At 63.2% G+C, this 26,356-nt stretch carries 32 protein-coding genes; 19 read left to right on the top strand and 13 right to left on the bottom strand.

Features of this window, described 5'->3' with window-relative positions:
- Nucleotides 1-379, top strand: a 379-nt coding sequence (locus LWE61_RS14485; RefSeq protein ID WP_234151349.1) for an OmpA family protein, incomplete at its 5' end; no start/stop codon positions are given.
- A 287-nt stretch (nucleotides 380-666) separates the two neighbouring features.
- Here the strand turns inward: LWE61_RS14485 and thpR are convergent.
- Entirely contained in the window at nucleotides 667-1,203 is a 537-nt protein-coding gene (thpR, locus tag LWE61_RS14480; protein ID WP_234151348.1) for an RNA 2',3'-cyclic phosphodiesterase, read from the bottom strand.
- 120 nt (nucleotides 1,204-1,323) lie between these two features.
- Between thpR and LWE61_RS14475 the strand changes: the two genes are divergently transcribed.
- Nucleotides 1,324-2,061 (top strand): Bax inhibitor-1/YccA family protein, encoded by a 738-nt coding sequence (locus tag LWE61_RS14475; protein ID WP_234151347.1) that lies wholly within the window; start codon nucleotides 1,324-1,326, stop codon nucleotides 2,059-2,061.
- 78 nt (nucleotides 2,062-2,139) lie between these two features.
- On the opposite strand, the gene LWE61_RS14470 is transcribed toward LWE61_RS14475, so the two are convergent.
- The 4 genes from LWE61_RS14470 to LWE61_RS14455 all read right to left on the bottom strand — a co-directional run bounded on the left by LWE61_RS14470 (nucleotide 2,140) and on the right by LWE61_RS14455 (nucleotide 4,221).
- Nucleotides 2,140-2,763 carry a glutathione S-transferase family protein gene (locus LWE61_RS14470; RefSeq protein WP_234151346.1) on the bottom strand — a complete coding sequence of 208 codons (624 nt, stop codon included), beginning with the start codon at nucleotides 2,761-2,763 and terminating at the stop codon, nucleotides 2,140-2,142.
- A gap of 459 nt (nucleotides 2,764-3,222) precedes the next feature.
- Nucleotides 3,223-3,591 carry a YbjQ family protein gene (locus tag LWE61_RS14465; protein WP_234151345.1) on the bottom strand — a complete coding sequence of 123 codons (369 nt, stop codon included), beginning with the start codon at nucleotides 3,589-3,591 and terminating at the stop codon, nucleotides 3,223-3,225.
- Nucleotides 3,592-3,636: 45 nt separating this feature from the next.
- Complete coding sequence (locus LWE61_RS14460) at nucleotides 3,637-3,879, bottom strand: DUF2312 domain-containing protein (RefSeq protein ID WP_234151344.1); 243 nt, start codon at nucleotides 3,877-3,879, stop codon at nucleotides 3,637-3,639.
- 42 nt (nucleotides 3,880-3,921) lie between these two features.
- Nucleotides 3,922-4,221, bottom strand: coding sequence for a DUF1244 domain-containing protein (locus LWE61_RS14455; RefSeq protein WP_234151343.1), 300 nt, complete (start codon nucleotides 4,219-4,221; stop codon nucleotides 3,922-3,924).
- A gap of 123 nt (nucleotides 4,222-4,344) precedes the next feature.
- Here LWE61_RS14455 and pyk point away from each other — a divergent pair, with 123 nt between their 5' ends.
- A complete protein-coding gene (gene pyk, locus LWE61_RS14450) occupies nucleotides 4,345-5,802 on the top strand; it encodes a pyruvate kinase (protein WP_234151364.1) in 1,458 nt (485 codons plus the stop codon).
- A 125-nt stretch (nucleotides 5,803-5,927) separates the two neighbouring features.
- Here the strand turns inward: pyk and LWE61_RS14445 are convergent, their stop codons facing one another.
- The 3 genes from LWE61_RS14445 to ykgO form a co-directional block, all read right to left on the bottom strand.
- Nucleotides 5,928-6,176 (bottom strand): hypothetical protein, encoded by a 249-nt coding sequence (locus LWE61_RS14445; RefSeq protein ID WP_234151342.1) that lies wholly within the window; start codon nucleotides 6,174-6,176, stop codon nucleotides 5,928-5,930.
- Between the two features lie 232 nt (nucleotides 6,177-6,408).
- Nucleotides 6,409-6,891 carry a nuclear transport factor 2 family protein gene (locus tag LWE61_RS14440; RefSeq protein ID WP_234151341.1) on the bottom strand — a complete coding sequence of 161 codons (483 nt, stop codon included), beginning with the start codon at nucleotides 6,889-6,891 and terminating at the stop codon, nucleotides 6,409-6,411.
- A gap of 202 nt (nucleotides 6,892-7,093) precedes the next feature.
- Complete coding sequence (gene ykgO / locus LWE61_RS14435) at nucleotides 7,094-7,219, bottom strand: type B 50S ribosomal protein L36 (protein ID WP_004210176.1); 126 nt, start codon at nucleotides 7,217-7,219, stop codon at nucleotides 7,094-7,096.
- 188 nt (nucleotides 7,220-7,407) lie between these two features.
- Between ykgO and LWE61_RS14430 the strand changes: the two genes are divergently transcribed.
- The 3 genes from LWE61_RS14430 (at nucleotide 7,408) to LWE61_RS14420 (ending at nucleotide 9,505) form a co-directional block, all read left to right on the top strand.
- Nucleotides 7,408-8,031, top strand: coding sequence for a DUF4136 domain-containing protein (locus tag LWE61_RS14430; RefSeq protein ID WP_234151340.1), 624 nt, complete (start codon nucleotides 7,408-7,410; stop codon nucleotides 8,029-8,031).
- Nucleotides 8,028-9,185, top strand: coding sequence for a M14 family metallopeptidase (locus LWE61_RS14425; protein WP_234151339.1), 1,158 nt, complete (start codon nucleotides 8,028-8,030; stop codon nucleotides 9,183-9,185). Before LWE61_RS14430 ends, LWE61_RS14425 begins: the two co-directional genes overlap by 4 nt.
- Before the next feature lie 65 nt (nucleotides 9,186-9,250).
- Nucleotides 9,251-9,505 (top strand): hypothetical protein, encoded by a 255-nt coding sequence (locus tag LWE61_RS14420; RefSeq protein ID WP_234151338.1) that lies wholly within the window; start codon nucleotides 9,251-9,253, stop codon nucleotides 9,503-9,505.
- Between the two features lie 60 nt (nucleotides 9,506-9,565).
- On the opposite strand, the gene LWE61_RS14415 is transcribed toward LWE61_RS14420, so the two are convergent.
- Nucleotides 9,566-10,279: a dienelactone hydrolase family protein gene (locus LWE61_RS14415; RefSeq protein ID WP_234151337.1), complete on the bottom strand. Its 714-nt coding sequence runs from the start codon at nucleotides 10,277-10,279 to the stop codon at nucleotides 9,566-9,568.
- A gap of 163 nt (nucleotides 10,280-10,442) precedes the next feature.
- Here LWE61_RS14415 and gpmA point away from each other — a divergent pair, with 163 nt between their 5' ends.
- Nucleotides 10,443-11,129, top strand: coding sequence for a 2,3-diphosphoglycerate-dependent phosphoglycerate mutase (gpmA, locus tag LWE61_RS14410; protein ID WP_234151336.1), 687 nt, complete (start codon nucleotides 10,443-10,445; stop codon nucleotides 11,127-11,129).
- A 184-nt stretch (nucleotides 11,130-11,313) separates the two neighbouring features.
- Nucleotides 11,314-12,489, top strand: a complete 1,176-nt coding sequence (locus LWE61_RS14405) for an acyltransferase family protein (RefSeq protein ID WP_234151335.1) — start codon at nucleotides 11,314-11,316, stop codon at nucleotides 12,487-12,489.
- A 20-nt stretch (nucleotides 12,490-12,509) separates the two neighbouring features.
- Here the strand turns inward: LWE61_RS14405 and LWE61_RS14400 are convergent, their stop codons facing one another.
- Entirely contained in the window at nucleotides 12,510-13,118 is a 609-nt protein-coding gene (locus LWE61_RS14400) for a GGDEF domain-containing protein (RefSeq protein ID WP_234151334.1), read from the bottom strand.
- 246 nt (nucleotides 13,119-13,364) lie between these two features.
- Between LWE61_RS14400 and purE the strand changes: the two genes are divergently transcribed.
- From purE to LWE61_RS14380, 4 genes are all read left to right on the top strand, one after another.
- Nucleotides 13,365-13,883, top strand: a complete 519-nt coding sequence (gene purE, locus LWE61_RS14395; RefSeq protein ID WP_234151333.1) for a 5-(carboxyamino)imidazole ribonucleotide mutase — start codon at nucleotides 13,365-13,367, stop codon at nucleotides 13,881-13,883.
- On the top strand, nucleotides 13,880-14,950 hold the full coding sequence (locus LWE61_RS14390; protein ID WP_234151332.1) for a 5-(carboxyamino)imidazole ribonucleotide synthase: 1,071 nt from the start codon (nucleotides 13,880-13,882) through the stop codon (nucleotides 14,948-14,950). The genes purE and LWE61_RS14390 overlap by 4 nt, the downstream gene beginning before the upstream one ends.
- Before the next feature lie 7 nt (nucleotides 14,951-14,957).
- Nucleotides 14,958-15,479 carry a dihydrofolate reductase gene (locus LWE61_RS14385; RefSeq protein WP_234151331.1) on the top strand — a complete coding sequence of 174 codons (522 nt, stop codon included), beginning with the start codon at nucleotides 14,958-14,960 and terminating at the stop codon, nucleotides 15,477-15,479.
- A 105-nt stretch (nucleotides 15,480-15,584) separates the two neighbouring features.
- Complete coding sequence (locus LWE61_RS14380; RefSeq protein WP_234151330.1) at nucleotides 15,585-15,950, top strand: hypothetical protein; 366 nt, start codon at nucleotides 15,585-15,587, stop codon at nucleotides 15,948-15,950.
- Nucleotides 15,951-16,022: 72 nt separating this feature from the next.
- Here the strand turns inward: LWE61_RS14380 and LWE61_RS14375 are convergent, their stop codons facing one another.
- Nucleotides 16,023-16,307: a VOC family protein gene (locus tag LWE61_RS14375; protein ID WP_234151329.1), complete on the bottom strand. Its 285-nt coding sequence runs from the start codon at nucleotides 16,305-16,307 to the stop codon at nucleotides 16,023-16,025.
- Nucleotides 16,308-16,592: 285 nt separating this feature from the next.
- Here LWE61_RS14375 and LWE61_RS14370 point away from each other — a divergent pair, with 285 nt between their 5' ends.
- The 5 genes from LWE61_RS14370 (at nucleotide 16,593) to LWE61_RS14350 (ending at nucleotide 22,466) form a co-directional block, all read left to right on the top strand.
- Nucleotides 16,593-17,408 carry an alpha/beta fold hydrolase gene (locus tag LWE61_RS14370; RefSeq protein ID WP_234151328.1) on the top strand — a complete coding sequence of 272 codons (816 nt, stop codon included), beginning with the start codon at nucleotides 16,593-16,595 and terminating at the stop codon, nucleotides 17,406-17,408.
- Nucleotides 17,409-17,501: 93 nt separating this feature from the next.
- Nucleotides 17,502-18,443: a bifunctional riboflavin kinase/FAD synthetase gene (locus LWE61_RS14365; RefSeq protein WP_234151327.1), complete on the top strand. Its 942-nt coding sequence runs from the start codon at nucleotides 17,502-17,504 to the stop codon at nucleotides 18,441-18,443.
- Nucleotides 18,444-18,502: 59 nt separating this feature from the next.
- Nucleotides 18,503-21,460 (top strand): isoleucine--tRNA ligase, encoded by a 2,958-nt coding sequence (gene ileS / locus LWE61_RS14360; RefSeq protein WP_234151326.1) that lies wholly within the window; start codon nucleotides 18,503-18,505, stop codon nucleotides 21,458-21,460.
- 8 nt (nucleotides 21,461-21,468) lie between these two features.
- Nucleotides 21,469-21,999, top strand: a complete 531-nt coding sequence (lspA, locus tag LWE61_RS14355; protein ID WP_407696245.1) for a signal peptidase II — start codon at nucleotides 21,469-21,471, stop codon at nucleotides 21,997-21,999.
- Nucleotides 22,000-22,049: 50 nt separating this feature from the next.
- Nucleotides 22,050-22,466 carry a DUF3035 domain-containing protein gene (locus tag LWE61_RS14350; RefSeq protein ID WP_234151324.1) on the top strand — a complete coding sequence of 139 codons (417 nt, stop codon included), beginning with the start codon at nucleotides 22,050-22,052 and terminating at the stop codon, nucleotides 22,464-22,466.
- A 174-nt stretch (nucleotides 22,467-22,640) separates the two neighbouring features.
- Here LWE61_RS14350 and dxs read toward each other — a convergent pair whose 3' ends face one another.
- Complete coding sequence (gene dxs / locus LWE61_RS14345) at nucleotides 22,641-24,569, bottom strand: 1-deoxy-D-xylulose-5-phosphate synthase (protein WP_234151323.1); 1,929 nt, start codon at nucleotides 24,567-24,569, stop codon at nucleotides 22,641-22,643.
- Nucleotides 24,570-24,611: 42 nt separating this feature from the next.
- Nucleotides 24,612-25,106 carry a Fur family transcriptional regulator gene (locus tag LWE61_RS14340; protein ID WP_234151322.1) on the bottom strand — a complete coding sequence of 165 codons (495 nt, stop codon included), beginning with the start codon at nucleotides 25,104-25,106 and terminating at the stop codon, nucleotides 24,612-24,614.
- Nucleotides 25,107-25,213: 107 nt separating this feature from the next.
- Between LWE61_RS14340 and LWE61_RS14335 the strand changes: the two genes are divergently transcribed.
- Nucleotides 25,214-25,462, top strand: a complete 249-nt coding sequence (locus tag LWE61_RS14335; protein ID WP_234151321.1) for a hypothetical protein — start codon at nucleotides 25,214-25,216, stop codon at nucleotides 25,460-25,462.
- A gap of 431 nt (nucleotides 25,463-25,893) precedes the next feature.
- On the top strand, nucleotides 25,894-26,325 hold the full coding sequence (locus tag LWE61_RS14330) for a DUF2946 family protein (protein ID WP_234151320.1): 432 nt from the start codon (nucleotides 25,894-25,896) through the stop codon (nucleotides 26,323-26,325).
- Nucleotides 26,326-26,356 lie beyond the last annotated feature (31 nt).

The raw sequence follows: 26,356 nt of genomic DNA, 5'->3' as shown, positions 1-26,356 counted from the left end.
GCCCCCGCCGCCCCCGCCGGTGGCGCAGTGCACCCCTGGACCGTACATCGTGTTCTTCGAGTGGGATCGTTCGGACGTCACGCCTGACGCCGCCACCATCCTCGACAACGCGGTTTCGGCCTATGCGAACTGCGGCAACGCGCAGGTTCTGCTGGCAGGTCACGCCGATAAGTCGGGCACGCCCAAGTACAACCTCGGCCTGTCCGAGCGTCGTAACACGGCTGTCCGTGGCTACCTGTCCTCGAAGGGCATCCCTGACGGCGTCATCTCCAGCGAAGCGTTCGGTGAGAGCCGTCCCCGCGTCGAGACCGCCGATGGCGTTCGCGAGCTGCAGAACCGTCGCGTGGAAATCACCTACGGTCCGGGTTCCGGTCAGTAAGATTTATCGGGCCTTCGGGTCTGATGACGAAGGGGGATCGGCGCGAGCCGGTCCCCTTTTTCGTTTGCGCGACAGATGTGGGGAGGGCGAGTGGCGTCCTGGCTCTGCCCAAGCGGCATGGGGTTATGGGCGCGACTTGCGGTGGCGCACGAAATGCAGTCTTCTGGCCTGCGCTGGCTCTCCCTCGTGCTGCATCGGGGTCGGGGACGGCATTACGGTATCGTTGCGGTTCTCTGCCGATGTCCGGAGCGACCCAAGCAACCCCCTCGTGGCGGTCGTCACAAGGCTCAGCGGACAGGCACCGAGGCCAGTTCCTCATAATGGCTGCCGTCATGGGTCAGGATGCTTTCGACAAGGCTGCACCGGGTAAAGCGGGCCGCTATCCCTGACAGACCCGCGTGATCCCCGATCCACCGGTCGATGGGGCCACAACTGCGAGGCAGGCGGGCGACGGTGATGTGCGGAATATAGTGGCGGCGCTCCGCCGCCAGCCCGGCGATCTGGCAGGCGCGGTCGAGTTTCCGGTGCAGGACGGTCAGCGCTTCCCTCGGCTCCAGCCCGACCCATAGGGCATTGGGGTGCCCGCGCGTGTCGAAATAGCCCACGCCGGACAGAGTGAGCGGCGGCAGTTCCGGAGGAATAGAGTGCAGCGCAGCGGCGAGATCGTCCACCATGCGCGCCGGGGCTTGCCCGACAAACCGCAGGGTCAGATGAAGCTGTTCTGGCGTCTGCCAGCGCGCGCCCGCCACGCCTTTCATCACGGGCTGAAGGGAGGCGACAAGCGCCTCCGAAGGCATCAGGGCATAGAAGAGGCGGGCGTCCATCCCTCCCTCATCCTATGTCAGCCACAATCGGGCAATCCGGTTTTCCTTGAATTCCGTCCCCCGAAGTCCGATATTCGAGGGAGCCGCCCATGGATGGGCGTGTGAAGGAGACGAATTGCAATGGCTGACTGGCGTGATTCCCCAACTTCGGCTGTGGGTATGAACAGCCCCGCCGCCGGAGCGCAGTCCGTCGGCTATGATGCCGGCCTGCGGTCCTATATGCTGTCCGTATATAATTACATGGCGAGCGGCGTGCTGCTGACGGGCGTCGTCGCGCTGCTGTTCGCGCAGAGCGGTCTGGCAGCCCAGATATTGGGCGGCCCCGGCCTGCTGAAATATGTCATCATGTTCGCCCCGCTGGCCTTCGTGATGGTACTGAGCTTTGGCATCAACAAGCTGTCCACGGCAGCGGCGCAGGGCCTGTTCTGGGCGTATGCGGCGGTGATGGGCCTGTCGTTGTCGTCGATCTTCCTGGTCTATACCCAGGCGTCGATCGCGCAGACCTTCTTTGCGACGGCGGCTGCCTTCGCGGGCCTTAGCCTGTTCGGCTACACCACCAAGAAGGATCTGTCGGGTTTCGGCACCTTCCTGATCATGGGTGTGGTCGGCCTGCTGGTCGCCTCGCTCATCAACATCTTCCTGAAGTCGTCGGCGCTCGATCTCGCGATCAGCTTCATCGGCGTGCTGCTGTTCGCGGGCCTGACCGCCTATGACACGCAGAAGATCAAGGGCATGTATGCTTATGTCGCGGGTACGGACATGATGGGTAAGACCATCGTGATGGGCGCGCTGTCGCTCTACCTCGACTTTATCAACATGTTCATGTTCCTGCTGCGCTTCCTGGGCAATCGCGAGTAATCGCCGCCCTGCAACCCGAATGAAGACGGCCCGGAAGCGATTTCCGGGCCGTTTTTCGTTGGGCCATTGCGATGGGTGTCAGCCTGCGGGCCGGGTAGGAGTGAGGGCATTGTCCATGGCGGTGGCGCGGATGAGCGCGGGGCGTTCGCCGAGCCTGTCCGAATACGCGGTAAAGACGGGGCTGGCGGGGATCGTGCCGAAGCCCATACCCCAGCGCAGATGCGCGCCGACATAGACATCCGCAGCGGTAAAGCCGCTCCCCGTCACATAGTCGCGCGTCGACAGCAGGGCTTCGAGCGTCGCGAGCACATCCTCCAGACTGCCGAACCCGACCATCCGCTTCTGTTCCTCGGCAACGGTCACATGCAGCGCCTTTGTGGTGACGGCGGCTTCCAGTGGCCCGGCGACGAAGAACATCCAGCGATAATAATCCGCGCGGTCGGTGGTGGACGGTGCCAGACCGGCTTGGGGGAAGGCGTCGGCGAGATAGGCGCAGATGGCGGCACATTCCGTCACGACCCGCCCGTCGTGGACGATGGCGGGCACCTTGCCCATCGGGTTGATCGCGAGATAGTCGGGTGCCTTCATGGCGGTGGCATAGTCCAGCACTGCGGTGCGATAGGGCGCGCCCACTTCCTCCAGCATCCAGCGGGCGATCCGACCGCGTGACTGGGGATTTGTGTAGAAGATGAGGTCGGTCATAAGCTCTCCTGGGGCGATGAACGGCGCATGGCGTCGCCGTCGTGCGAGCCTGCCGGATCTGGACGGATAGGCAAGCTGGCAATGGGACGCCGGATGGCAGAGGGTATTTCCGCCAGCCACCGGACCGGATTTTGCCTCGGTAGCGTCGCGTGAAATAGGAGCGAGACCCGGATCAGGTCGGCCATTATCCCGCTTGAGCCTGTAGGATAGAAACGCCGTTCGCCGTGAGCTTGTCAACCCGAAGGTCGACCGAAGCCCAACATCTCCACTTCACTTTTGACGGCACATGAAGGGCAAGGACAGTCCTTCGATAAGCCCAGGACTAACGGGGGAAGGGTACATGTTTAAGCGAGATAATGGCCGATCAGGTCCGGGTGACATTGGTGAAGGGTAAAGACCGGCTTTCTACGACTGCATCGGCGGTCAGCGGTCTCCAAAATTCCCACCAACCGCGGTCTGTCAGGCGTACACGGCGGTCCCTGTTGCCGACACCATCAGCATTGATCCCTTGGCCCCCAGCACTTCATAGTCAAGGTCGACGCCGATGACGGCGTTAGCGCCCAGCGTGGCGGCGCGCGCCCGCATTTCGCCGATGGCCTGCTCGCGGGCGCGGGCCAGCACCTCCTCATAGGCGCCAGACCGGCCGCCGACGATGTCGCGGATGCTGGCGAACAGGTCGCGGAACAGGTTGGCGCCCACGATGACTTCCCCCGTCACGATACTCAGATATTTCTGAACCGGGCGACCATCGATGCCGTTGGTCGTCGTGACGATGAAGTCGGTCGGGGCATTGCCGCCGCCATTATCGCTCCAGGGTGAAGATGCCATGCTGTCTCTCCGTTTTCGATAATGGGGCGGTGATCGCCGGCCGGATTATTCCAGGCCGAGCGCGTTCTTGTAGGTTTCCAGCAGCGCCTCGGCTTCCTGCCGGACATGCTTTTCCAGCTTGCGCAGGCGCACGACGGCACGGATCGTCTTGACGTCGTAGCCGGTGGCCTTGGCCTCCAGATACACATCCTTGATGTCGTCCGCGATGCCGCGCTTTTCTTCCTCAAGGCGCTCGATGCGCTCGATGAGAAGGCGGAGTTGGTCCGCCGCGATATTGCCCTCGCTCATATGGTCCCCTTGAACTGGCGTGAATCGAATAAGGGCGTCTCTCTAGTGGCCCGTTTGATTTTTCGCCACGCTTTCCTGCATCCGCTGGAGCTGTTCCGGCGTCGCCTCGCCCTGATATTTCGCCTTCCACTCCGATTGCGGCATGCCATAGACGGCGGCGCGAGCGTCGTCCTTTTCGATCGTGGGGTCCGCTTCGGCAACCCAGTCGCCCAGGCAATTGCGGCAAAAGCCCGCCAGCCCCATCAAGTCGACATTCTGGACATCCGTGCGGTGTTGCAGATGTGCGACCAGCCGCCGAAACGCGGTTGCGGCGACCTTGTCATCGGTTAGTATGTCATTCATCGTTCACATCTCCTGTGCAACGGTTGGTGCCCGTCATGCGCCCTCCTGACAAGAGGGCGTCCATGTCACAACAATGATCGAGAGGGGCGGCGGCACAGCCGGCGATTTTACAGACAGATGCGTATCAAACAGCTCCCCCCCCGGTCCCGCAAGGTGCGGATCATCGCTACCCTTGGCCCCGCCAGCAGCAACGCCGACATGATCCGGCGCCTGTTTCAGGCGGGGGCTGACGCCTTTCGCCTGAACATGAGCCATGGCGCGCATGAAACCCATGCCGCCAATGTGGGCTTCATCCGCGCGCTGGAAAAGGAGTTCCATCGCCCGACGACTATCCTTGCCGACTTGCAGGGGCCGAAGCTGCGTGTCGGCACGTTTGCGGCAGGTCCGGTGGTGCTGGAAACGGGAGCCGCCTTTATGCTGGACCGTGACCCGACGCCGGGTGACGTGACCCGCGTCAACCTGCCCCACCCGGAGATTTTTCAGGCGCTGGTGACGGGCAGCCGCCTGTTGCTGGACGATGGCAAGCTGGTGCTGCGGGTGGAGACTGTCTCGCCGGAGCGGATCGAGACGCGGGTCGAGGTCGGCGGCTTCCTGTCGGAGCGCAAGGGCGTGAACGTGCCCGACGTGGTGCTGCCGATGGCGGCGCTGACCGACAAGGACCGGCGCGACCTGACCTTTGCGATCGAGCAGGAGGTGGACTGGGTCGCCCTATCGTTCGTACAGCGACCGGAGGATGTGGCGGAGGCGCGCCGCCTGATGGGGGGGCAGGGCGCGCTGATGGCCAAGATCGAGAAGCCCGCCGCCGTCGACCGGCTGGAGGAGATATTGGAGGTAGCGGACGCCGCCATGGTGGCGCGCGGCGACCTGGGTGTTGAGCTGCCGCCTTATGCGGTGCCGCCGTTGCAAAAGCGGATCGTGGAAACGGCGCGGCGGCTGGGCAAGCCGGTGGTCGTGGCGACGCAGATGCTGGAGTCGATGATCAAGGCGCCGACGCCGACGCGTGCGGAAGTGTCGGATGTCGCCACGGCGGTGTATGACGGCGCGGACGCGGTGATGCTGTCGGCGGAGACGGCGGCGGGCGACTGGCCGGAGCAGGCGGTGGCGATGATGGACAGCATCGCCCATTCGGTGGAGCGCGACCCCGGCTATCTGGGCCGCCTACGCTATACCGAGACGCTGCCGGATGCGACGACGGCGGACGCGCTGGCGGAGGCGAGCCAGCAGATCACCGCCACCGTATCGGCCAAGGCGGTCATCTGTTTCACCTCATCAGGCAGCACGGTCCGCCGGGTAGCGCGGGAGCGGCCCGTGGCGCCGATCCTGGCGCTGACGCCGAAGTTCCAGACCGCCCGGCGGCTAGGCATCGTGTGGGGCGTGCATGCGATCCGCACCAAGGACATTGGCAGTTTCGAGGAGATGATCGGCAAGGCGCGCCGCATGGCGTTGCGCCATAAGTTCGCGGGGGCAGGCGACAAGATCATCGTGCTGGCGGGCGTGCCTTTCGGAACTCCGGGGTCCACCAATGTGCTGCATGTCGCGATGATTCGCGGGGATGAGCTGAAGGGGCATGGCGAGGGGTAAGGGCTGAGGCCTTATCAGGTGGATCGGGAGGGCGGTGGCTCTCCCATAATGGCACTCTGGTGGTGTCTCGCCGGTGAGTTTTGACGCACGTCGGCTGACACTGGTCGCCCCTTTTCACCCTGTCGTCACGCATGAACCGATGCCCTCATGCCAGGCTTGTCCAACACGATTTCGAAGTCGTCGGTCATGAGCGAGCCGTCCAGTGCGTCCTCCAGATCGGTCCGCAGAAAAAGGCGCAAATCCATGCTGGCGTGGAACTGCTCCTCCCGTGGCATATGGTCCAGCAGTGCCTCCGGGTCGGTTGACCAAAGACTGTCCACCAGAGTCAGGTTTTCGGATTTCCTAAAGCCATATTCAAAATAATGATCGACCATTTCGTCATGATCGTCTCTTTGGACGACAAGTCGAAGAATATATGGTTTACTCGCAATTAAGTGTGAGCAAATCATGAAGTAAAAATGCTTTGGCAAGCATGGCCTCCTGCGCTCAAGGGTGCAGGACTAACGTGTTATCCCCTTATTTGATACTTCGGGTCGTCACGATTTTCGGACATCTTGTGGAATATGGGGCGACTGGACTCTGATCCTGCCGCCCCGTGCGATCCTGTCAGGCCGGGGCGGGCAGGGGTGCGGGGCGGGTCACGCCGCCCTCATAATGATTGTCGGTGTGGAGACGGGTGAGTTTGGTGCGTGCGATTTGCCAGCGGCCGTCGCCCTGCTTCACATAATGCTCATGATAATGGCCAAAGCCGGTATGGCCGGTAAGCCCCGGTTCGAACTGGCGGTCCGGGCCCCAGGCCACCCGATCCTGCATCGCCCAGATGACATCCGCAGACCCGTCGGGGTTGAAGGTCATGAGCGGCGAATGAACATGGTGGCAGGTGTGGGCTGTCTCGACCGACCGGCGGACGATGGTGAGCGCCGTGTCGCGGCCATGGGTCAGGATGCCGCCCGCAGGCCGGGTATCCATCTCCAGATCCTCGGTGAAGCAGTCGGCATACATCGCCCAGTCCTTCGTATCGAGGCCGAGACAGTAGCGGGCCTTTACCTCTCCGATGGCGATTCGGGCTTCGATTTCGGCGGCGTTCATGCACTCTCTCCCGTCATGCTGTGCGATTTCGGGTAAGCCATAGCGCGATTCCGCACGGCGCGATGTTCCCGAACGGCAACCTGCCATCGATTCGCGTGAGAGGGTGAAGCAGACGCGCAAAAACGCCCGGCTGCATATGCGACCGGGCGTTTTTGCGTATCGGTTCAAGGCGGCAGAGCGAAAAGCCCCGGCCGGGCTGGGTTCAGCCCTGGCGTGCCTTGAAACGACGGTTCGTCTTGTTGATGACATAGGTGCGCCCACGGCGACGGATCACGCGGTTGTCCCGGTGACGGCCCTTGAGCGACTTCAAGGAGTTGCGGATCTTCATCGTCTTGGCTTCCAGAATCGTTAGTTCGGGTCAAAATGCGAAGGCGTGCCTCTATGGTGCAGCATGGTCAAAGTCAAGGGTAGCATCGGCGCTTTATCCGCTCTTGCGCGGACAGTCGGCACACCCCAGATTTACCACACCCGATCGTTCAGCCTGCGTGCATCAAGCGGCTGCGAGGGAGAGGATATATGATGATCCACCGCTTCCTGCCACTTCGCCTCTCTGATGTCCGTTATTTGGGCCTGGCTGTCGGTCTTGCCCTGCTGAGCGGCTGCGCTGCGTCCATCGCGCCGGTCGATGTCACCCGATTTCATGTCGGGAATGTGCCGCGTGGCGAATCGGTGGCCGTCGTGGCGACGCCGGGCGTGGACGGAAGCAGCATCGAATATCGCACCTATGCGAATGCGGTGCGGACTGCCCTGACGCGCAGCGGCTTCGCGGTCGTGGATGCGGGAGCACCCGCGCCGCTGATCGCCAGCATCGACTATGCCACCACTATCGACCGCCCTGTGGACACGCGTGGCAAGCCGGTCAGCGTCGGGGTCGGTGGATCGACGGGCAGTTATGGCGGGGGTCTGGGCGTGGGCATCGGCATCGATCTGTCCGGCCCGCCCAAGGCGATCATCGCGTCCCGGCTGGCGGTGCAGCTACGGCGCGGCCCGTCCGGTGAAGCCTTGTGGGAAGGCCGTGCCGAGACGCGCGCCAAGGAAGGCACGCCCGGCGCGCAGCCGGGCATTGCCGCTGGAAAGCTCGCCGATGCGCTGTTCAGGGACTATCCCGGCCAGTCGGGAGCGACTATCACGGTCAAATGACGGAAAATTCCTTGCCCGCGTCCGGGCCGATCAGCATCACGGCTGCCTTCGATAGTGGCAATATCGTCGTCCAGAGCATTAGTGGAACCCGCGCGACCCTGACCATCCGCAAGGATCAGGACAGCGAATTCTATCAATGGTTCCATTTTCGCGTGGCGGGGCGACCGGGCGATGAACTGGTCCTGTCCATTACGGGCCTTGCGGGCAGCGCCTATCCCGACGGCTGGCCCGGCTATAGCGCCTGCGTGTCGGAGGACCGGGAAAACTGGGTCCGGGCCGAGACGGTTTTAGAACCGCGCGAGGAAGGCGGGCGGATGACCATTCGCCACCGCACCCAAAGCGGTATCCTGTGGGTCGCCTATTTCCCGCCTTATTCGATGGAGCGTCACCACGACCTGATCGCGCGGATCGCGGCGCGGGATGGCGTGTCCTATCGCTGTCTCGGCTACAGCCTCGACCAGCAGCCCATCGACTGCCTGGAACTGGGGGAGGGGGACAAGCATGTGTGGCTCTACGCCCGCCAGCATCCGGGCGAGACGATGGCGGAATATTGGATGGAGGGCGCGCTGGATCTGCTCACCGATCCAGCCAGTCCGCAGGGACGGCTGCTGCGCCAGCGCGCGCGATTCCATATCATTCCCAATATGAACCCGGATGGCAGTTTCCGGGGGCATTTGCGGACCAATGCCGTGGGCGTGAACCTGAATCGCGAATGGCATGCGCCGACGCCGGATCGCAGTCCCGAAGTGTTGGCCGCGCGTACGGCGATGGAGGAAACGGGAGTTGCCTTCGCCATGGATGTGCATGGTGACGAGGCGATTCCGGCGGTGTTCGTGGCGGGGTTCGAGGGGATACCGTCGATCACCGAACGGCAACTGGGCCTGTACCAGCGGTTCCGGGACACGCTGGCGATCCGCTCGCCCGATTTTCAGGTGGCGAAGGGGTATCCGACTGCGGCGCCGGGCCGGGCGAACCTGACCATGTCCACCGCGCAACTGGCCGAACGGTTCGGCGCGGTTGCGATGACGCTGGAAATGCCATTTAAGGATAATGATGACCTGCCGGACCCGGTGAACGGCTGGTCGCCGGGCCGTTCGCGCCAGTTGGGCCGCGATTGTATGGCGGTGCTGGCAGAAATGATCGGGGATATTTGAGAACATTGTTCTTTTTTGCTAGGATGCCGTCATGGAAGCGACGGCGACCGGACAGGAGATGGAATATGCAAGGCATGGGCGAAACGGCAGGTGAACCTTGCCCGTTCGAGTTCAACTTCGACGAAAAGACGTTCAAGGTCGGTGATACGGTCAGCTATCGCGTGACCGGCAGCCTTCAGGATTTTCCTTTCGCGGGCACGCTGCTGGAGGTGCATGACGACCATGTCATCATCAGCGCGGACGTGAATGACGCCAACAGCCGTATGCGCGGGACACGGGAGAGCCGCCCTGTTGTGCAGGAGGCGGACGCACTCGCATAGGGAGAATTGCGCTCGACTGAATGACAGGGGGCGGGTGCCTGGACCACGCCCCCTGTCATGTCAGCCAAAGGTTTCTTCGTAGAAATTCACCGTTGCCTGCCAGCTGCGCCGGTCTGTGTCAGGCTGAAAGCCGAAGCTCTGCTCCGCATTCTGCGGCACGTCGTTGGCGGTGAAGGCATGGCCGGTCCGGCTATAGGCGATCAACTGCCAGTCCACATCGGCGGCGGTCAGTTCCTGCGCGAGGGCGACGGTCGCTTCCGGCGGGCAATAATCGTCGTTCCAGCCATGATTGACGAGCAGTTTGGCGACAATCTTTTCATTGGGGATCGACGGCGCGTCATAGACGCCATGGTTCACGACGCCCGCAATGTTCGCACCCGACCGGGCGAGATCGAGGACGCATTTGCCGCCGAAGCAGAAGCCGATAGCGGCGACGCGACCCGGTTTGACGTCCGGCAGCCTGAACAGTTCGGCGTGATGCGCGCGGAGTTTCTCGCGCATCGCGGCGCGGTCGCTGGCCAGATCGGTCATCAGGGCCGCGCCGCTCGCCATGTCGGTGCCGCGCTTGCCTTGCCCATAGAAGTCCACCACCAGCACCTTGAAGCCCAGTGCGGCCAGTTTTTCGCCCTTGGCAAAGTCCCATTCCTTGGTGCCGAGGAAATTGGGGAAGATGAGGAGGCCGGGCTGCTCGCCCGCCGTCGGATCATACACCGCCACGGATTCATAGGTGCCGCCGGATGCTTCATACACGCGCACATGCCGTTCAATGGCCATCGTCGAATCTCCTGTCAGAATGGGTGCGGGGCGCAATGGGCGCGAGGTTTTCCACAAAGCGGACGGTCCGCCAAGTTGCGCGACATGATTTTGTCGCTATGCAAACGCCATCCGGCCCATTGAGGGCAATGCCAAGACTTTTGCTCAATCAAAGGGAGTGCCCATGCCTACGCTTGTCCTCATCCGCCACGGCCAGTCGCACTGGAATCTGGAGAATCGCTTCACCGGATGGTGGGATGTCGATGTGACGGAAAAGGGTGCGGGCGAAGCGCGGGCAGCCGGTGAGTTGATGGCGGCCAAGGGACTGGATTTCGACCAGTGCTTCACCAGCTATCAGACGCGCGCGATCAAGACGCTGAACCTTGCGCTGGAGGCGATGGGCCGGTTGTGGTTGCCGGTCGAGAAGGACTGGCGGCTGAATGAACGTCATTATGGCGGGCTGACTGGTCTGGACAAGGCGGAGACGGCGGCCAAGCATGGCGACGAGCAGGTGAAGATCTGGCGTCGCAGCTTCGACATTCCGCCGCCGGTCCTGGAGGCGGGCAGTGAGTTCGACCTGGCGAAGGACCGCCGTTATGCGGGTATTCCGATCCCCTCTACGGAGAGCCTGAAGGACACGATCGCGCGCGTCCTGCCCTATTGGGAAAGCCGTATCGCGCCGGAACTGAAGGCCGGCAAGCGCGTCCTGATCTCCGCCCATGGCAACAGCCTGCGTGCGCTGGTCAAGCATCTGTCCAACATCCCGGACGACGAGATTACCGAACTGGAAATCCCAACCGGCCAACCTATCGTTTATGATCTGGCGGACGACCTGACGGCGAAGGATCGCTATTACCTCTCTGAACGCTGACAGGGTAAGAGGCTTATGGGTGGGGATACTCCCTGCCCATGGGGCAACCGCCTATCCCCAGAAAATGCCCGATTGCCGACGAGGTGGGGCACGGGCAGGACGAGTGGCGGCGATGGGCGGGCGCTTCAAGCGGCGTTCATCCGGTTCCGGCCGTTAGTCCTCCGACCAAGGGATCGGAGACAGCATGGACGGGATGGGCAGCGGCAGGCGGGATCATTTCTGGGACGCCGCACGTGCCCTGCTGATGATTCTGGGCATCCCTTACCATGTCGCGCTCGCCTATCGGCCGGGACAGGAATGGATCGTCGTGTCGCGGGAAGGCACGGCGTTCTTCAACTATCTGGCGGAATTCCTTCATCTGTTCCGCATGCCGGCCTTCTTCCTGATTGCTGGCTATTTCGCGGCGCTGCTGCTGGCGCGGCGGGAGCCGGTCGCGTGGCTGCGCGCGCGGCTGGTGCGGTTGGGCGTGCCGCTGGTCGCGGCCATGTTGATATTGGTGCCGCCGATGAACATGGCGGCGGAGTTGTCCAATCTTTCTGCTGTCGATGCGCTGGCGTCGTGGCGACAGAGTAGCGCTACGTCGGGCGGCTATTGGGTACGGCACCTGTGGTTCATCATCGTGCTGCTCTATTGCAGCGCAATTGCCGCTGCGATCCTGTCATGGCGACCGGGGTGGCGCTGGGCATTGGTCGAGTCCCGCATGGATGGCGGGGTGGCGCAGCATTTCCCCTTCGTGCTGGCGGGTGTAGCTGTTTTGCTGGGCCTTTGGGAAGCGGGCGCGGTCGAGCTGTTCTACAAGATGGGGCTGGCGACGAACCTGCCGCAGCAGGTGCTGCGCCTTGACGAGTTCATCATATATGCGCCCTGGTTTCTGCTCGGCTGCCTGATCCAGCGGTCGCCGGCTGTGCTGGACCGTATGACGCGGCCGTCTATTGCGGTGGCGCTATTGGCGGTCGTCGCGACCGGCGTCAGCCTCTGGTATCTGGGTCGCCTGTCGCCGCCAACGGGACGGTTCGTTGCCACCATCGCTAGCCTTGCGCTGGCCCAATGTGTTTTTGCGGGTGCGCGGGCGTTTCTGGACCGGCCGATCCCGTTGGTGCAGCGGCTGGTGGCCGCTTCCTTTACCATCTATTTGGTGCATATGCCCATCGTGGTGACGCTGGTGTGGCTGGGTCAATCGGTATCGATGCCGGTGGCATTGAAGGCGGCGGCGATCATGCTGCTGACGCTTGCCCTGTCCTATGGCTTCTGGATGATCGTGGAACGGTCGCCGTTGTTGACCTTCCTGTTCGATGGGCGAGTCAGCAAGCCTGCTCCATCAACAAAGGGTAATCTCCAGCATCGGCACCGCACGGCGTAGAGACGGGGCAGGCAGGGCGTTCAACGCCCGAAACGACGCAGGCGCTTTTGGTCGTACATTGCCTGATCGGCGCGGGCCATGACGTCGGCATCGCTGTCATCAGCGCGAATCGCTGTCAGCCCGAAGGAGGCGCTGACCGGTAGGGTTGCACCGCCGAAACGGCAGGGGGTGTCGCGCACCAATTTTGTCAACGCGGCGATCTTGGTCCGTGCCTGCGCTTCGTCCAGTTCGTCGAGGATGAGCGCGAATTCGTCGCCACCGATGCGGGCCGCCACGTCGCAGGTGCGGACGGTATCCGACAACAACTGCGCCAGATGCATCAACGCAAAGTCCCCGGCGGGATGGCCATGGGCATCGTTGATCCGCTTCATATGGTCGATGTCGATGATGATCGCGACCGCCCGGCTCTCATACCGACTGGCGCGCGAAATGCGCTCGTTAACCGCCGAGATATAATAGCGGCGGTTATAGAGCGGGGTCAGCGTGTCGCGGACGACCACACGCTCCAGCTCCGCATTCACAAGGCGCAGCATCGCCACTTCCTTGCGGAGCGCCGCGAGTTCGCGTTCCTGGTTTTCCTGTTCATCGTCGGTCCCCAAAAGGGCGCCGCCGCAGGACAAAGTCCTCACCACACATGCCTCCGATCGCGACCCGATCTAGTTGCGAGCGTTTATTAGCTTCTGCGTTGGGCCAAAAGTCGTAAATTTTTCGTTAACGCGGGAAAGCTGTTCGTCAGGACGAGTCCCTCATGCGGCGGGTTGTCGGGGGACAGGTGGGCCGTTATGGCGGGTTTTCAGACCAGCGGCGATTTTACCGCCGTTTCGGATGCTTGCCGCGTTTGAGGCGTTTTCGGGATCAGAAGGGCTAGGGAGGATATGGGCGGCGGGACCAGTGCAGTGGAGGCAGTCCGCATCGGCGTCATCATGGGATCGCGGTCCGATTGGGAAACCATGCGCCATGCGTCGGAGACGCTGACCGCCCTGGGCGTCGCGCATGAATGTCGCGTCGTGTCCGCGCACCGCACGCCCGACCGGCTGGTCGACTATGCGAAGAGCGCGGTGGATCGTGGTATCCAGGCGATCATCGCCGGGGCAGGCGGCGCGGCGCATCTGCCGGGCATGGTCGCGTCGATGACCCGTATTCCCGTGTTGGGTGTGCCGGTGCAGTCGGCGGCGCTGAACGGCATGGACAGCCTGTTGTCGATCGTCCAGATGCCCGGCGGTATTCCCGTGGGAACGCTGGCCATCGGCAAGGCGGGCGCGATCAACGCGGGCTTGCTGGCGTCGGGCATATTGGCGCTGAACGACCCGGAACTGGCAGTTCGGCTGGACAAGTGGCGTAGCGATCAAACCGCCAGCGTCGCGGAAACACCCGTGGACGACATCGTAGCATGAGCCGCATCGCGCCGGGCGCGACCATCGGCATATTGGGCGGTGGCCAGTTGGGCCGCATGATCGCCATGGCGGCGGCGCAGCTTGGCTATCGCACGCATATCTATGCGCCGGAGGTCAGTGGTCCGGCGGCCGACGTGTCGCCGCGCTGGACGCGGGGCGATTATGGGGACGAGGGCGCGTTGGCGGGGTTTGCCGCACAGGTCGACGTCATCACCTATGAATTCGAGAATGTGCCCGCGCCCAGTATCGCGCTGCTCGCGGATCTTGGCCATGTGCGGCCCAATGCTCGCACCCTGGGCATCGCACAGGACCGGCTGGTGGAAAAGAAATTCGTCGCCGATCTGGGCGGACGGACCGCACCCTTCGCACCGGTCGAAAGCCTCGACGATCTGGAGGAGGCCATCGCGCGCATTGGCAGCGAGGCGATCCTGAAGACCAGCCGCTTTGGCTATGACGGGAAGGGGCAGGCGCGGATTACCGAGCCGGGCGATGCGGTCGGCGCATGGAGTGCGGTGGGCCGCCAGCCGAGCATCCTCGAAGGCTTCGTCCGTTTCGGTTCGGAATTTTCGGTCATCCTCGTGCGCGGGGAGGATGGAGAGATCCGTTTCTGGGACTCTGCGGTCAATGTGCATGAGCATGGCATTCTCGCGACCTCGACCGTGCCGGGTGATTCGGCGGTCGCGGCACAGGTGGAGGAGGCACGGGCGCTGGCACGGCAGGTTGCTGATGCGCTCGACTATGTCGGTGTGTTGACGCTGGAATTTTTCGCCAGTGCCGATGGTCCTGTCTTCAACGAGATGGCACCGCGGGTGCACAACAGCGGTCACTGGACCATCGAGGGCGCGCTGACGAGCCAGTTCGAAAATCATGTGCGCGCGATCTGCGGCCTGCCGCTGGGCGACACGGCGCTGGCCGCGCGGCGGGTCGAGATGCACAATCTCATCGGGGACCAGGCTGATGCCTGGGCGGAAATCCTGTCCGACCCCGCCAATCATCTGCACCTCTATGGCAAGGGTGAGGCGCGACCGGGCCGCAAGATGGGGCATGTCACCCGGCTGATCCTGTGACGGGACGATGAGCATGGGGGGCATGGGCATGGTGGAAATCGGCAAGCCGGAGATCGTGATGCTGCTCGCCCGCGCCGATAATGGCGTGATCGGCGATACAGGCGATATTCCCTGGCATATCCCCGGCGAGCAGAAGCGGTTCAAGGCGATGACCATGGGCACGCCGATGGTGATGGGCCGCAAGACTTTCGAGAGCCTGCCCGGTCTGCTGCCCGGTCGCCGCCATATCGTGTTGACCCGCGATGCGGCCTGGCGGGCCGAGGGCGCGGAAGTCGCCGCGACGCGGGAGGCAGCGATGGCGCTAGTCGATGGTCCGTTGCTTTCGGTGATCGGCGGCGCGGAAATCTATCGCCTGTTCGAGCCGGTCGCGGACCGCATCGAACTGACAGAAGTGCATGTGGACGTGGCGGGGGATGCGCGCGTCGCGCCTTTCGATCCCGCCGTCTGGGAGGAGACTGCGCGTGAGGATGTTTCCACCGGGGAGAAACATCCGGCCTATAGCTATGTGACGCTGCGCCGTCGGGGTTGAGCTGGTCCGGCCGTTCGCTGTCCTGCCGGTCGATCCGGACTGTCGGCGCGGCTAGAAACCCAGCCCCCTAAACAGACCTTTACCCTTGACCGCTACAAGGCAGGCATGGATGTTTTTAGCCTCTATGTCGCCTCCGCCGAAAATCTGTTGCGCTGGACGGACATGACGCACCCCATGGCGCATGTGCATGTGGGGCTGTTGATCTATGTCTCGGTGCAGATGGTGCTGCGGACACGTCGCGCGTCCGGCATCGCGCTTCAGGCGGTGATTGGTGCGGAACTGGTCAATGAGATCATCCAGCGCGCGGCCCATGGCAGTTGGCGGTGGGAGGACACGCTGGCGGATGTGGCGCTGACCATCTTCTGGCCCAGCATGCTCTATCTGATGGGCGGTTGGCGGCGGCAACGCTGGACCCGCTGGCAAGCGCGCGAGCGGACGCGGCGGCGGCAGGCCGTCATGGCTGGAAACTGATCTGCACGCTCGCTGCGGACCGATCCGCCGCGCCATGGAACACGGCCTCGACATTATTGCCATCGGGGTCGGCTAGGACGGCGGCGTAATAACCGGGGTGATAGGGGCGCTCGCCTGGCCCGCGATTGTCGCTGTCGCCACTGGCCCTGGCCTGTGAAAGACCTCCACCATGGTGCGGTCCGCAGCCTGAAACGCCAGATGATGCCGTCCAGTCGGCCGCCCTTGCGCGGCGGCGCTGTCGATGGCGGAGACGACCAGTTCGTCCACCCAGAAATAGCTTTCCTCCTCGCCGCCGATGGGCATGCCCAACACATCGAACAGCGCACCGTAGAAACGGCGGGCGGGCGGGTTCTGCACCGCAAGCTGGGATATGGTCGATCAGCGATCCCCGATGCAATGTCTCGGCGTCCATGCCTAGTTCTCCATCTGGAATGACATTCTGGCCTGAATTGGCGGGCCGCGCCTTCTGCCCGAAGTCTGTTCCCGCGCATCCCGCAGCGCGCGAAACTCGCCACGGCGCGGATCGGCTGCGGGGCGGGGAGAGGTGCCGCTTATCCTGCGCTGAAACGGGATGAAGCGAAAGGAACGATGCCACCGGCCACCTGTTGCTGACCCCATCTGACATAGTACGAGAGGCATGCCATGCATATCGAGACGCCGACGGGCCACAGCATCCACGTCAAGGACATGGGGGCCGGCAAGCCCGTAATCCTGATCCATGGCTGGCCCCTGACTGGCGACATGTGGGAATATCAGACGCTGGCGCTGATCGAGGCGGGCTATCGTGTCATCACCTACGACCGGCGCGGCTTCGGACATTCTGGTCATCCTGCGGACGGATATAATTATGATGTATTCGCGGATGATCTGGCCGCCGTGATCGACCATCTGGCGCTGCCCAGTGTGTCGCTGGTCGGCTTTTCCATGGGCGGGGGCGAGATCGCCCGCTACCTGGGCCGCCACGGCGCGGCAAAGATCGACCGGGTCGCATTGGTCGCGTCTGTGGTGCCCTATCTGCTCAAGGACGACAGTAACCCCGACGGTGTGCCAGCCGAGGTCTTTGACGACATGAAAGCGGATATTCGCAAGGACCGCTTCGCCTTCCTCCAGACGTTCGCCAAGACTATCTATGGCGTCGGCTGGGTGAGCAGCCCGGTGAGTGACGGCATTCTCGACTGGTCGTTCGCTCTGGGCATCATGGCCAGTCCCAAGGCGACGATCGACTGCGTCGATGCCTTTGGCCGCACCGATTTCCGCTCCGACCTGGCCGCCTTCACCGTGCCGACGCTCATCATTCATGGCACCGCGGACAAGACGGTTCCCATCGCGCCGTCGGGCAAGGCGGCGGCCAAGGGCATCCCCGGCGCGCAATATGTGGAATATGAGGGCGAACCGCACGGCCTGTTCGCGACGGTGCCGGACCGGCTGAACGCGGACCTGCTGACCTTTCTGGCCTGATCGAGGCGAGGGACGCGCCGCTGCAAAGATTTACGCCGGCGCGCCCCTCGCGCTTTATTGCGCGGTCGCACCGGTCCCCCTATAGGCGGGGCCATGGAGCGGCTTTACAGTGACGAACCGGTGCCGGCGCATTTGCGCGGGGCCATTGTCGCGCTTGGCAATTTCGACGGATTTCACCTTGGCCATCAGGCGGTTGTCGGGCGTGCGGTGCGCCGCGCGGCGGAGGGGGGGCGGCCCGTCATCGTCGCCACCTTCGATCCGCATCCGGCCCGTTTCTTCCGTCCCGATGCGCTACCCTTTCGCTTGACCACGCTGGACCAGCGGGAGCGACTGTTCGCGGCGGCGGGGGCCAGCGCGATGCTGGTCTTCCGCTTCGATGCGGCCATGGCCGCGACTAGCGCCCAGGATTTTGTACGGATGCTGGTAGAGGATGTCGGCGCGGTCGGCGTCGTCACCGGGGCGGACTTCACCTTTGGCAAGGCGCGGACCGGATCGGTGGCGACGCTCACCGAACTGGGCGCGGCCATGGGATTCGTGGTCAAGGCGGTCGATCCGATCACGGACGCGGAAGGGTTGCTCGTCTCCTCCAGCCGTATCCGCTCAGCCTTGGTAGACGGGGATTGCGCCACCGCGACCCGCCTGCTGACGCGCCCCTTCACCATAGAGGGTGAGGTGGTGCATGGCGACAAGGTCGGGCGCGAATGGGGCTTCCCCACCGCCAATCTGCTGATCGCTCGCTATCTGCGCCCCGCCTATGGCGTCTATGCCGTGCGGGGGCGCCTGCCCGATGGCACGGTGCTGGACGGCGCGGCCAATCTGGGCATCCGGCCCCAGTTCGACGTGCCCAAGGAATTGCTGGAGCCGCACTTCTTCGACTTCTCCGGCAACCTCTATGGGCAGTGTATCGAGGTGGAGCTGATCCACCGCATCCGGGGCGAGGAAAAGTTCGACAGCTTCGAGGCGCTGAAGGGGCAGATTGGCCGCGATTGCGAGATCGCGCGCCATATTCTTGCGGATCATCCCCGGCTGGCGTAGTGCGCGATGCACTATTGCCCGTTGGCTCATGGCCGGAGCGGGTCTGACCTGGATGACACATGACCGATACGCCCCGCCAAGAAGCCAAAGACTATAAGTCCACCGTCTTCCTGCCCGTCACCGATTTCCCGATGAAGGCGGGTCTTGCGGCCAAGGAACCGGCGATCGCCGCGAAATGGGCGGCGGAGGATCTGTACGGTCAGATTCGGCGCGCTCGTGCGGGCCGCGAACGCTTCATCCTGCACGACGGCCCGCCCTATGCGAATGGCGACATCCACATGGGCCATGCGATGAACAAGGTGCTCAAGGACATCATCGTCCGCTCGCAGAGCCTGCTGGGCAAGGACGCGCCCTATGTGCCCGGCTGGGACTGCCACGGCCTCCCCATCGAATGGAAGATCGAGGAGGAGTATCGCAAGAAGAAGCAGAACAAGGACGAGGTGCCCGCGCAGGAGTTCCGCGCCCAGTGCCGCGCCTATGCGGACCGCTGGGTCGGCGTGCAGAAAGACCAGTTCAAGCGCCTCGGCATCCTGGGCGACTGGGACGATCCGTACCTGACCATGAAATATGAGGCGGAAGCCGCCATCGTTGGCGAATTGCTGAAATTCGCGGAGTCGGGGCAGTTGTATCGCGGCGCTAAGCCGGTGATGTGGTCGCCGGTCGAAAAGACCGCGCTGGCCGAGGCCGAGGTGGAATATGAGGATGTGACGTCGACCCAGATCGACGTGGCGTTTGAGATCACCTCCGCGCCCAACGCGCCGGAACTGGTCGGCGCGCATGCGGTGATCTGGACGACGACGCCGTGGACGATCCCGACCAATCAGGGTTTGGCCTATGGGGAAGAGATTGAGTATGTGTTGGTTAGGCCCAAGCAGACCGGAATCGCTTCGGTATTCGGCGGATTTCCGGGACCAGACCAGAACTTAGCTCTATATGAGAATGGTATACTTCTAGCGTCTGATCTTGTTTCTGCATTTGTCGCGCGGACTGGCATTTTTGAAACTGAAGAAGTCTGGCGCGGCACCGGCAAAGATCTAGCAACCGCTACCGCCCGCCACCCGATGTACCATCTTGGCGGCTTCTTTGCTAAGCCCCGCCCGTTCCTCGCCGCACCGCATGTCACCACCGACGCGGGCACCGGCCTGGTCCATATGGCGCCGGACCATGGTGAAGAGGATTTCTTCGCCTGCAAGCCGCTCGGCATTGACCCCGTGTTCGCGGTGCAGGCCGATGGCCGTTATCGCGACGACTGGGCATGGCTCGGCGGCCATCCGCTGTCGGTCATCAATCCCAAGCTGAACGCGGCCCCCAATGAAGAGGGCACGGGTGGCCCGATCACCGAGGATCTGAAAAAGGTCGGTGCGCTGCTGTCCGTGGGCGAGTTCCGGCACAGCTATCCCCATTCATGGCGGTCCAAGGCGCGGATCATCTACCGCTGCACACCGCAATGGTTCATCCCCATGGACAAGCGGTCGGGCGATGTCGCTGACGTCCTGTTGTCCACGGACCCATCGCTGGGCGGCGTGGCAGAGCCGGTCTTCACCAACGGCCCGACCCTGCGCGAAATCGCGCTCGATGCCATTGAACAGACCCGTTGGGTGCCGGACCGGTCGACCAACCGCATCCGCTCGATGGTGGAGGGACGCCCCGACTGGGTCATCAGCCGCCAGCGCGCATGGGGCGTGCCCATCGCCCTTTATGTCCATCGCCAGAGCGGCGACTATCTCAACGATCCCGCCGTCAACGCGCGCATCGTGGAGGCGTTCAAGCTGGGCGGCGCGGATGCGTGGTTCGGCGCGGATCATCAGGCGCTGCTCGGCCCCGACTATGCGCTCGATGATTATGAGGTCATCAACGACATCCTCGATGTCTGGTTCGACAGTGGCTCGACCCACAGCTTCGTCGTGGAGGCGCGATATGGCAAGGATGCGCGCGCCGACCTCTATCTGGAAGGGTCGGACCAGCATCGCGGCTGGTTCCAGTCCTCGCTGCTCGAAAGCTGCGGCACGCGTGGCCGTGCGCCCTATGGCGCGGTCCTGACCCACGGTTTCGCGCTGGATGGGCAGGGCCGCAAAATGTCCAAGTCGCTGGGCAATACCGTCGATCCCCTCAAGGTGATGAACGAGAGCGGGGCGGACATATTGCGCATGTGGGTCGCCTCCACCGACTATTTTGACGATGTACGTATCGGCAAGGAAGTGCTGGCCGGTTCGTCCGACGCCTATCGCAAGCTGCGCAACACCTTCCGCTACCTGCTCGGCGCGCTGGCGGGCTTTACCGATGCGGAGACGATGCCAGTTGCGGAGATGCCGGAACTGGAACGCTATATGCTGCACCGGTTGGCGCAACTGGATGCGGAATTGCGTTCGGTGGTCGAGGGGCCTTCTGGTGGAAATGGGGCGGGGGAGAATTGGCTGGAGTTCGGTCGGTACAGCCGGGCGCTCAACGATTTCGCCAATATCGACCTCAGCGCCTTCTTCTTCGATATTCGCAAGGATTGCCTCTATTGCGACGTCAATGTCTCGACGGGCGCGCAGACGGAGAAGCGACGGGCCTATCGCACGGTGCTGGACAGACTGTTTCACGCTCTGATTCGCTATGCCGCGCCGATCATCCCCTTCACGGCGGAGGAAGTGTGGGGCAGCCGCTATCCCGATGCGGGCAGCGTCCATCTCCTTGAGTGGCCGGACGTCGACGCGGGTTGGCTCGACTCCGGGCTGGGTGATCGCTGGACCGCGATCCGCGAGGCGCGCATCCAGGTGAACGAGGCGATCGAGCCGCTGCGCCGGGAGAAGATCGTGCGGTCCAGTCTGGAGGCGGAGGTGAAAATGTACCTTGTGCCCCAGCATGTCGATTTCGCGGAAGTCTGCATCGTCGCGGATGTCGCGGAGGACGGCGAGGGCATCACCGTCACGCCTACCAGCCATCATAAATGCGGTCGTTGCTGGCGCCATCTGCCCGATGTGGTGGAGGAAGCGGCACTGTGCGGCCGGTGTGACGAGGTGCTGGGCGCATGAGCGAGTCGATGGAGCTTCCCGCCACCCCGCCGCCGCCGTCCGTGCCCGCGACCCCTGTGGTGCGGCGCTATGGCGTTCTTGTCGCGGCGGTCGTGGCGCTGCTCGACCAGTTCGTGAAATATTGGGTGACGGATATATTGCACCTGCCCGAACGGGGCGGCTTCGGGATCGAGATCACGCCCTTTTTCAACCTGACCTTCACGCAGAATTTCGGTGTTTCGATGGGCTTTTTCCACGCCGATAGCTGGACGATGCGCTGGGCACTGGTGGCGATGACCGTCGCCATCTCGCTGTTCGTGGCGGTGTGGATGTGGCGGGAAAAGGCGCGGGACGATGTGATCGCGCTGGGCCTCGTCCTGGGCGGTGCGGTCGGCAACATCGTCGACCGTGTGCGGCTGGGTTATGTGGTCGATTATGCCGACCTGCATATCGGCAGCTGGCGGCCCTTCCTGATTTTCAACCTGGCGGACGCGGCGATTACCATCGGCGTGCTGATCCTGCTTGCGCGCGCGATCCTGCTGCGCGACAAGGCGGCCTGAGATTTATCGAGCCGCACCTTGGGCGGCTCGTGAGGGAGACTTTTCGATCCATGCGTACCAGTCTTTTCCTGCCTGCCATCGGCCTCACCATCCTGACCCTGTCGGGCTGCGGCGGGTCCGGTCTGTTCAACCGGGACGCCCCGGACGAGATGGCTGTGTCGCGCAAGCCCCCGCTGGTCATCCCGCCCGAGTTTAATCTGGTACCGCCGGAAGCTGGTTCGGCGGAAGCGCAAAACACGGATATTCAGAAGCAGGCGCTCGATGCCCTGTTCGGCGGCCCGGCTGCGCGCAGCCCCGGCGAGACGTCCGCGCTGACCGCGGCGGGTCGCGACCTTGCCGCGCTCGGTATTCGCTCCAACGTGGGCGATCCGGGGACGAAGGTCGTCAACAAGGGCGCCGTGACCCGCACCATCATCGCCGCGCCGGAAGGTGACGGCCAGAATGCACGGGCCGCAGCGGGGCAGTAATCCCGCCGCTTCCTGCGAATATGGAAAACCCGGTGTGCAGTAGCACGCCGGGTTTCTTTTTATCTGCTGAGGAATTTTAAGAGCGGTTGGCCCGGACTTTCAGCGTGTCCGCGATTCGCTTCGTGAGCGCCACGCTTCGAACGGCCAAGTTATTGCTGATGGGAGCAGTCCCTGTCACGCCCTTGCACCCGCTTCCTCCACGCCCACGCTGTTGTGCCGCAGTGCCTTGAGCACCACATCGACGATTCCCGCCGCGTCCAGCCCGGCGTCGGCATATTGTTTCTCCGGCTTGTCCTGATCCTGAAACAGGTCAGGCAGGCGCATCGTGCGCAGTTTCAAACCCGCGTCGATCAGACCTTCGTCGCTGGCTAGGGTCAGCACATGGGCGCCAAGGCCACCGACGGCGCCTTCCTCAATGGTTACGCACACGTCATGGCTAGCCATAGCGCGCTTGATTAACGCCTCGTCCAGCGGTTTTGCGAAACGCAGGTCGATCACGCTTGTGGGCAGGCCCTTTGCATCCAGAATGTCGGCGGCCTTTAATGCTTCCGCCAGACGTGTGCCGAGCGACAGGATAGCGACCTTCTTGCCTTCTCGCACCACGCGACCCTTGCCGATCTCCAGTCTCTCCGGCGTGGAGGGCAGTGGCACGCCCACGCCGTTGCCACGCGGATAGCGCAGGGCGATGGGGCCGCTGTCATGTTCGGCGGCGGTATAGGTCATGTGCACCAGTTCGGCTTCGTCCGCCGGCGCCATCACCACCATATTGGGAAGGGTGGCGAGATAGGTGATGTCGAAGCTGCCCGCATGGGTGCTGCCGTCTGCGCCAACCAGTCCGGCCCTATCGATGGCGAAGCGTACGGGGAGGTTCTGGATCGCAACGTCGTGCACGACCTGATCATAGGCGCGTTGCAGAAAAGTGGAATAAATAGCGCAGAAAGGCCGCATCCCCTGCGCGGCGAGGCCTGCGGCGAACGTTACCGCATGTTGTTCCGCGATACCGACGTCGAAGGTGCGAGTGGGGTGCGCCTTGGCGAATTTATCGACCCCGGTGCCGGACGGCATGGCTGCAGTGATGGCGACTATGCGTTCGTCCGTCTGCGCCAGCGTGGCCAGCGTCTCGCCGAATACATTCTGGTATTGCGGTGGGCCGGGAGGGGCCTTTGCTTGCTCGCCGGTGATGACGTCAAATTTCTGGACGCCATGATATTTGTCGGCGGCGGCTTCGGCTGGGGCATAGCCCTTGCCCTTTTGCGTGACGACATGGACCAGAACAGGCCCTTCCGCGTTATCACGCACATTTTCCAGCACCGGGATAAGCTGGTCGAGATTATGGCCGTCGATGGGACCGACATAGTAGAAGCCCAGCTCCTCGAACAATGTCCCGCCCATTGCCATGCCGCGTGCGAACTCATCCGTCTTCTTGGCTGCATTATGCAGGGGACGGGGCAATTTGCGTGCGACGCGCTTGGCAAGGTCACGCAGGCCCAGAAACTCCCTGCTGGACACGATACGCGAAAGATAGGCGGAAAGGCCGCCGACTGGCGGTGCGATCGACATGTCATTGTCGTTGAGGATGACGACGAGACGATTGCCCGCCGCCTCAGCATTGTTCATCGCCTCATAGGCCATGCCCGCCGACATGGCGCCATCGCCGATGACCGCTATGCCCTTGCCCGGCGTGCCCGCCAGCTTGTTGGCGACCGCAAAGCCCAATGCGGCGGAAATGCTGGTCGAGCTATGGGCTGCACCGAACGGGTCATATTCGCTCTCTGACCGTTTGGTGAAGCCGGACAGGCCGCCGGCCTGCCGCAAGGTGCGGATGCGGTCCCGCCTGCCAGTTAGTATCTTGTGCGGATAGCATTGATGGCCGACGTCCCAGATCAGTTTGTCGTCGGGTGTGTTGAACACATAATGGATCGCCACGGTCAATTCGACCACGCCGAGGCCGGAACCAAGATGGCCGCCGGTGCATCCCACCGCCGCAATCGTCTCCTGCCGCAGCTCGTCCGCCAGTTGCGGCAACTGCGCGGGCGCAAGGGTGCGCAGGTCGGCAGGGAGGGTCACGGTGTCCAGAAGGGGAGTCGCGTTCGGGTCGGTCATGACGTTCCCTTAGCAGCCTTGGCGCGCAAGTCTAACGGGGGCTTAATCCTGAACGGACTGTGCGCCGCATTTGGCGCAGCGGCCCAGAATTTCGATGACCGGGCGCTCTGCAAGAAAGCCTTCCCGTTCCGCCATGGCGCGAACATTGGTGGTGAGTGCGTCATCGTCGACATGCGTCGTTTCCCCACAACCCTTACACACCAGAAAGATACAGTCGTGGCGGCAGCCAGGGTGCGCGTTAACAACGAACGCATTGGCGCTTTCGATCCGCAACGCCAGGTTGCTGGCTACAAACAGGTCCAGGATGCGATAGACGCTATTGGGTGCGACGCGCTTGTCGCGGGCGCGAGACAGCTTGTCGGCAATGTCGTAGGCGGAACTGGGCCGGTCCTGTTCGGCGGCCAGCACCTCGAAGATGGCAGCGCGCATCTCAGTCCACTGCTCGCCTCGTGCCTCCAGCGCGGCGCGCGCAGCGGTGGTCAGATCGTCGCCGGCGGGTTCGATGTGATGATGATGACTGTGCGCGGCTCGTGCCATGCCGCCAACCTAGGCGTTCCGGCGCGGGGGCACAAGCGGGCGAGGCGCAACTTCCATCCGGGCCGGGTCGTTGTGATTCTGGTCCAATGCCGGGCCGGGAACAGGTCATGCTCGACGCTTTGCAATATTATGGGGCAGCAGTGGCGACGCTCGCCGCGCTTATCGTTGCGCTGGATTTGGGGCGAGGCATCACCGGCTGGGGCTTCGTGCTGTTCGTGACCAGCAGCATAGCGCTGATCGCCTGGGGCTTCTTGCAACCCGACAGTGAGGGGATTGGTTGGCAGAATGTCGCCTTGCTGGCGATCAACGCGGTGGGTGTCTATCGCTACCTGATCCGCAAGAAGACTCCGAACTGACGCGAGAGTAGCCAAGCTGTGATGTAACTGTGCGAACCTACAGTCATGGCCAAATGGATTCGGGAGTCGGAAAACATTATGGCTTGGCCGAAGCGGAGGAGGAGCGAGCGGGTGACGCAAGCCTCTTCCGCGGGGCTGTAGCGATCATGATCGGGCGATACTGCGAGGGGTTGAGGAGTTACTAGGCGATCAGGCGCTGTCGGATGCGAGGTGGGATGCGCTGGCCCGCACGTGGAACGAGAAGCAGCTGATGGAATTTCCCATGCTGGTCGGTGAATATTTCTGGCTGGCGTTGCAGTAGAACAGTCTGCGCGTCCGGCTGGAGGACGATAATCCGGGGCTGCGTCATCGCTAAGGCCTCTTGGCTGCGGAAAGCGTGCGACTTTTTGTCCAGGTGACAAGCGAGTGTAATGCTCTTAGACGGCAGCGCCATGACGGGGGCACTTCGCCATCAATCCGCTTTGCGGGCGCTGTTTTGCGCGCTGGTGGCACTCGTCCTGCTGACCCGACTGCTTGCGCCTAGCGGTTTCATGCCGGTGGTGACGAGCAAGGGTGTGATGGTGACGCTCTGTACCGGACAGGGTGCGGTCAAGGTGATGGTCGCGCGGGATAGTGCGGCTGAAAGCCGGATCGCGGACAAGGCCGGGAATGGCCACCCCGATAACGGCGCGGCCACCAACGATCATTGCCCCTTTGCAGGGGTGCCCTCGCTCCCCACGTTGCCGTCGCAACCTGCCGTGGCCAATCTGCCAAGCTGGCATCTGCCGACCGGCCCGATCGCGTTCGCGCTCAAGGCCGGCTGGATCGCGCGTCTTGCGGCGCCGCCGCCGCCTGCCTCTGGACCGCCCTCAGCCTTCGACTGAAGCCCTCTTGGCCAGCGCATTGCTATGCGCG

The sequence above is a fragment of the Sphingobium sufflavum genome (assembly GCF_021403115.1).
GTDB lineage: Bacteria > Pseudomonadota > Alphaproteobacteria > Sphingomonadales > Sphingomonadaceae > Sphingobium > Sphingobium sufflavum.
The sequence above is the reverse complement of the archived record's forward strand: the minus strand, read 5'-3'. Positions and strand labels throughout refer to the sequence as shown.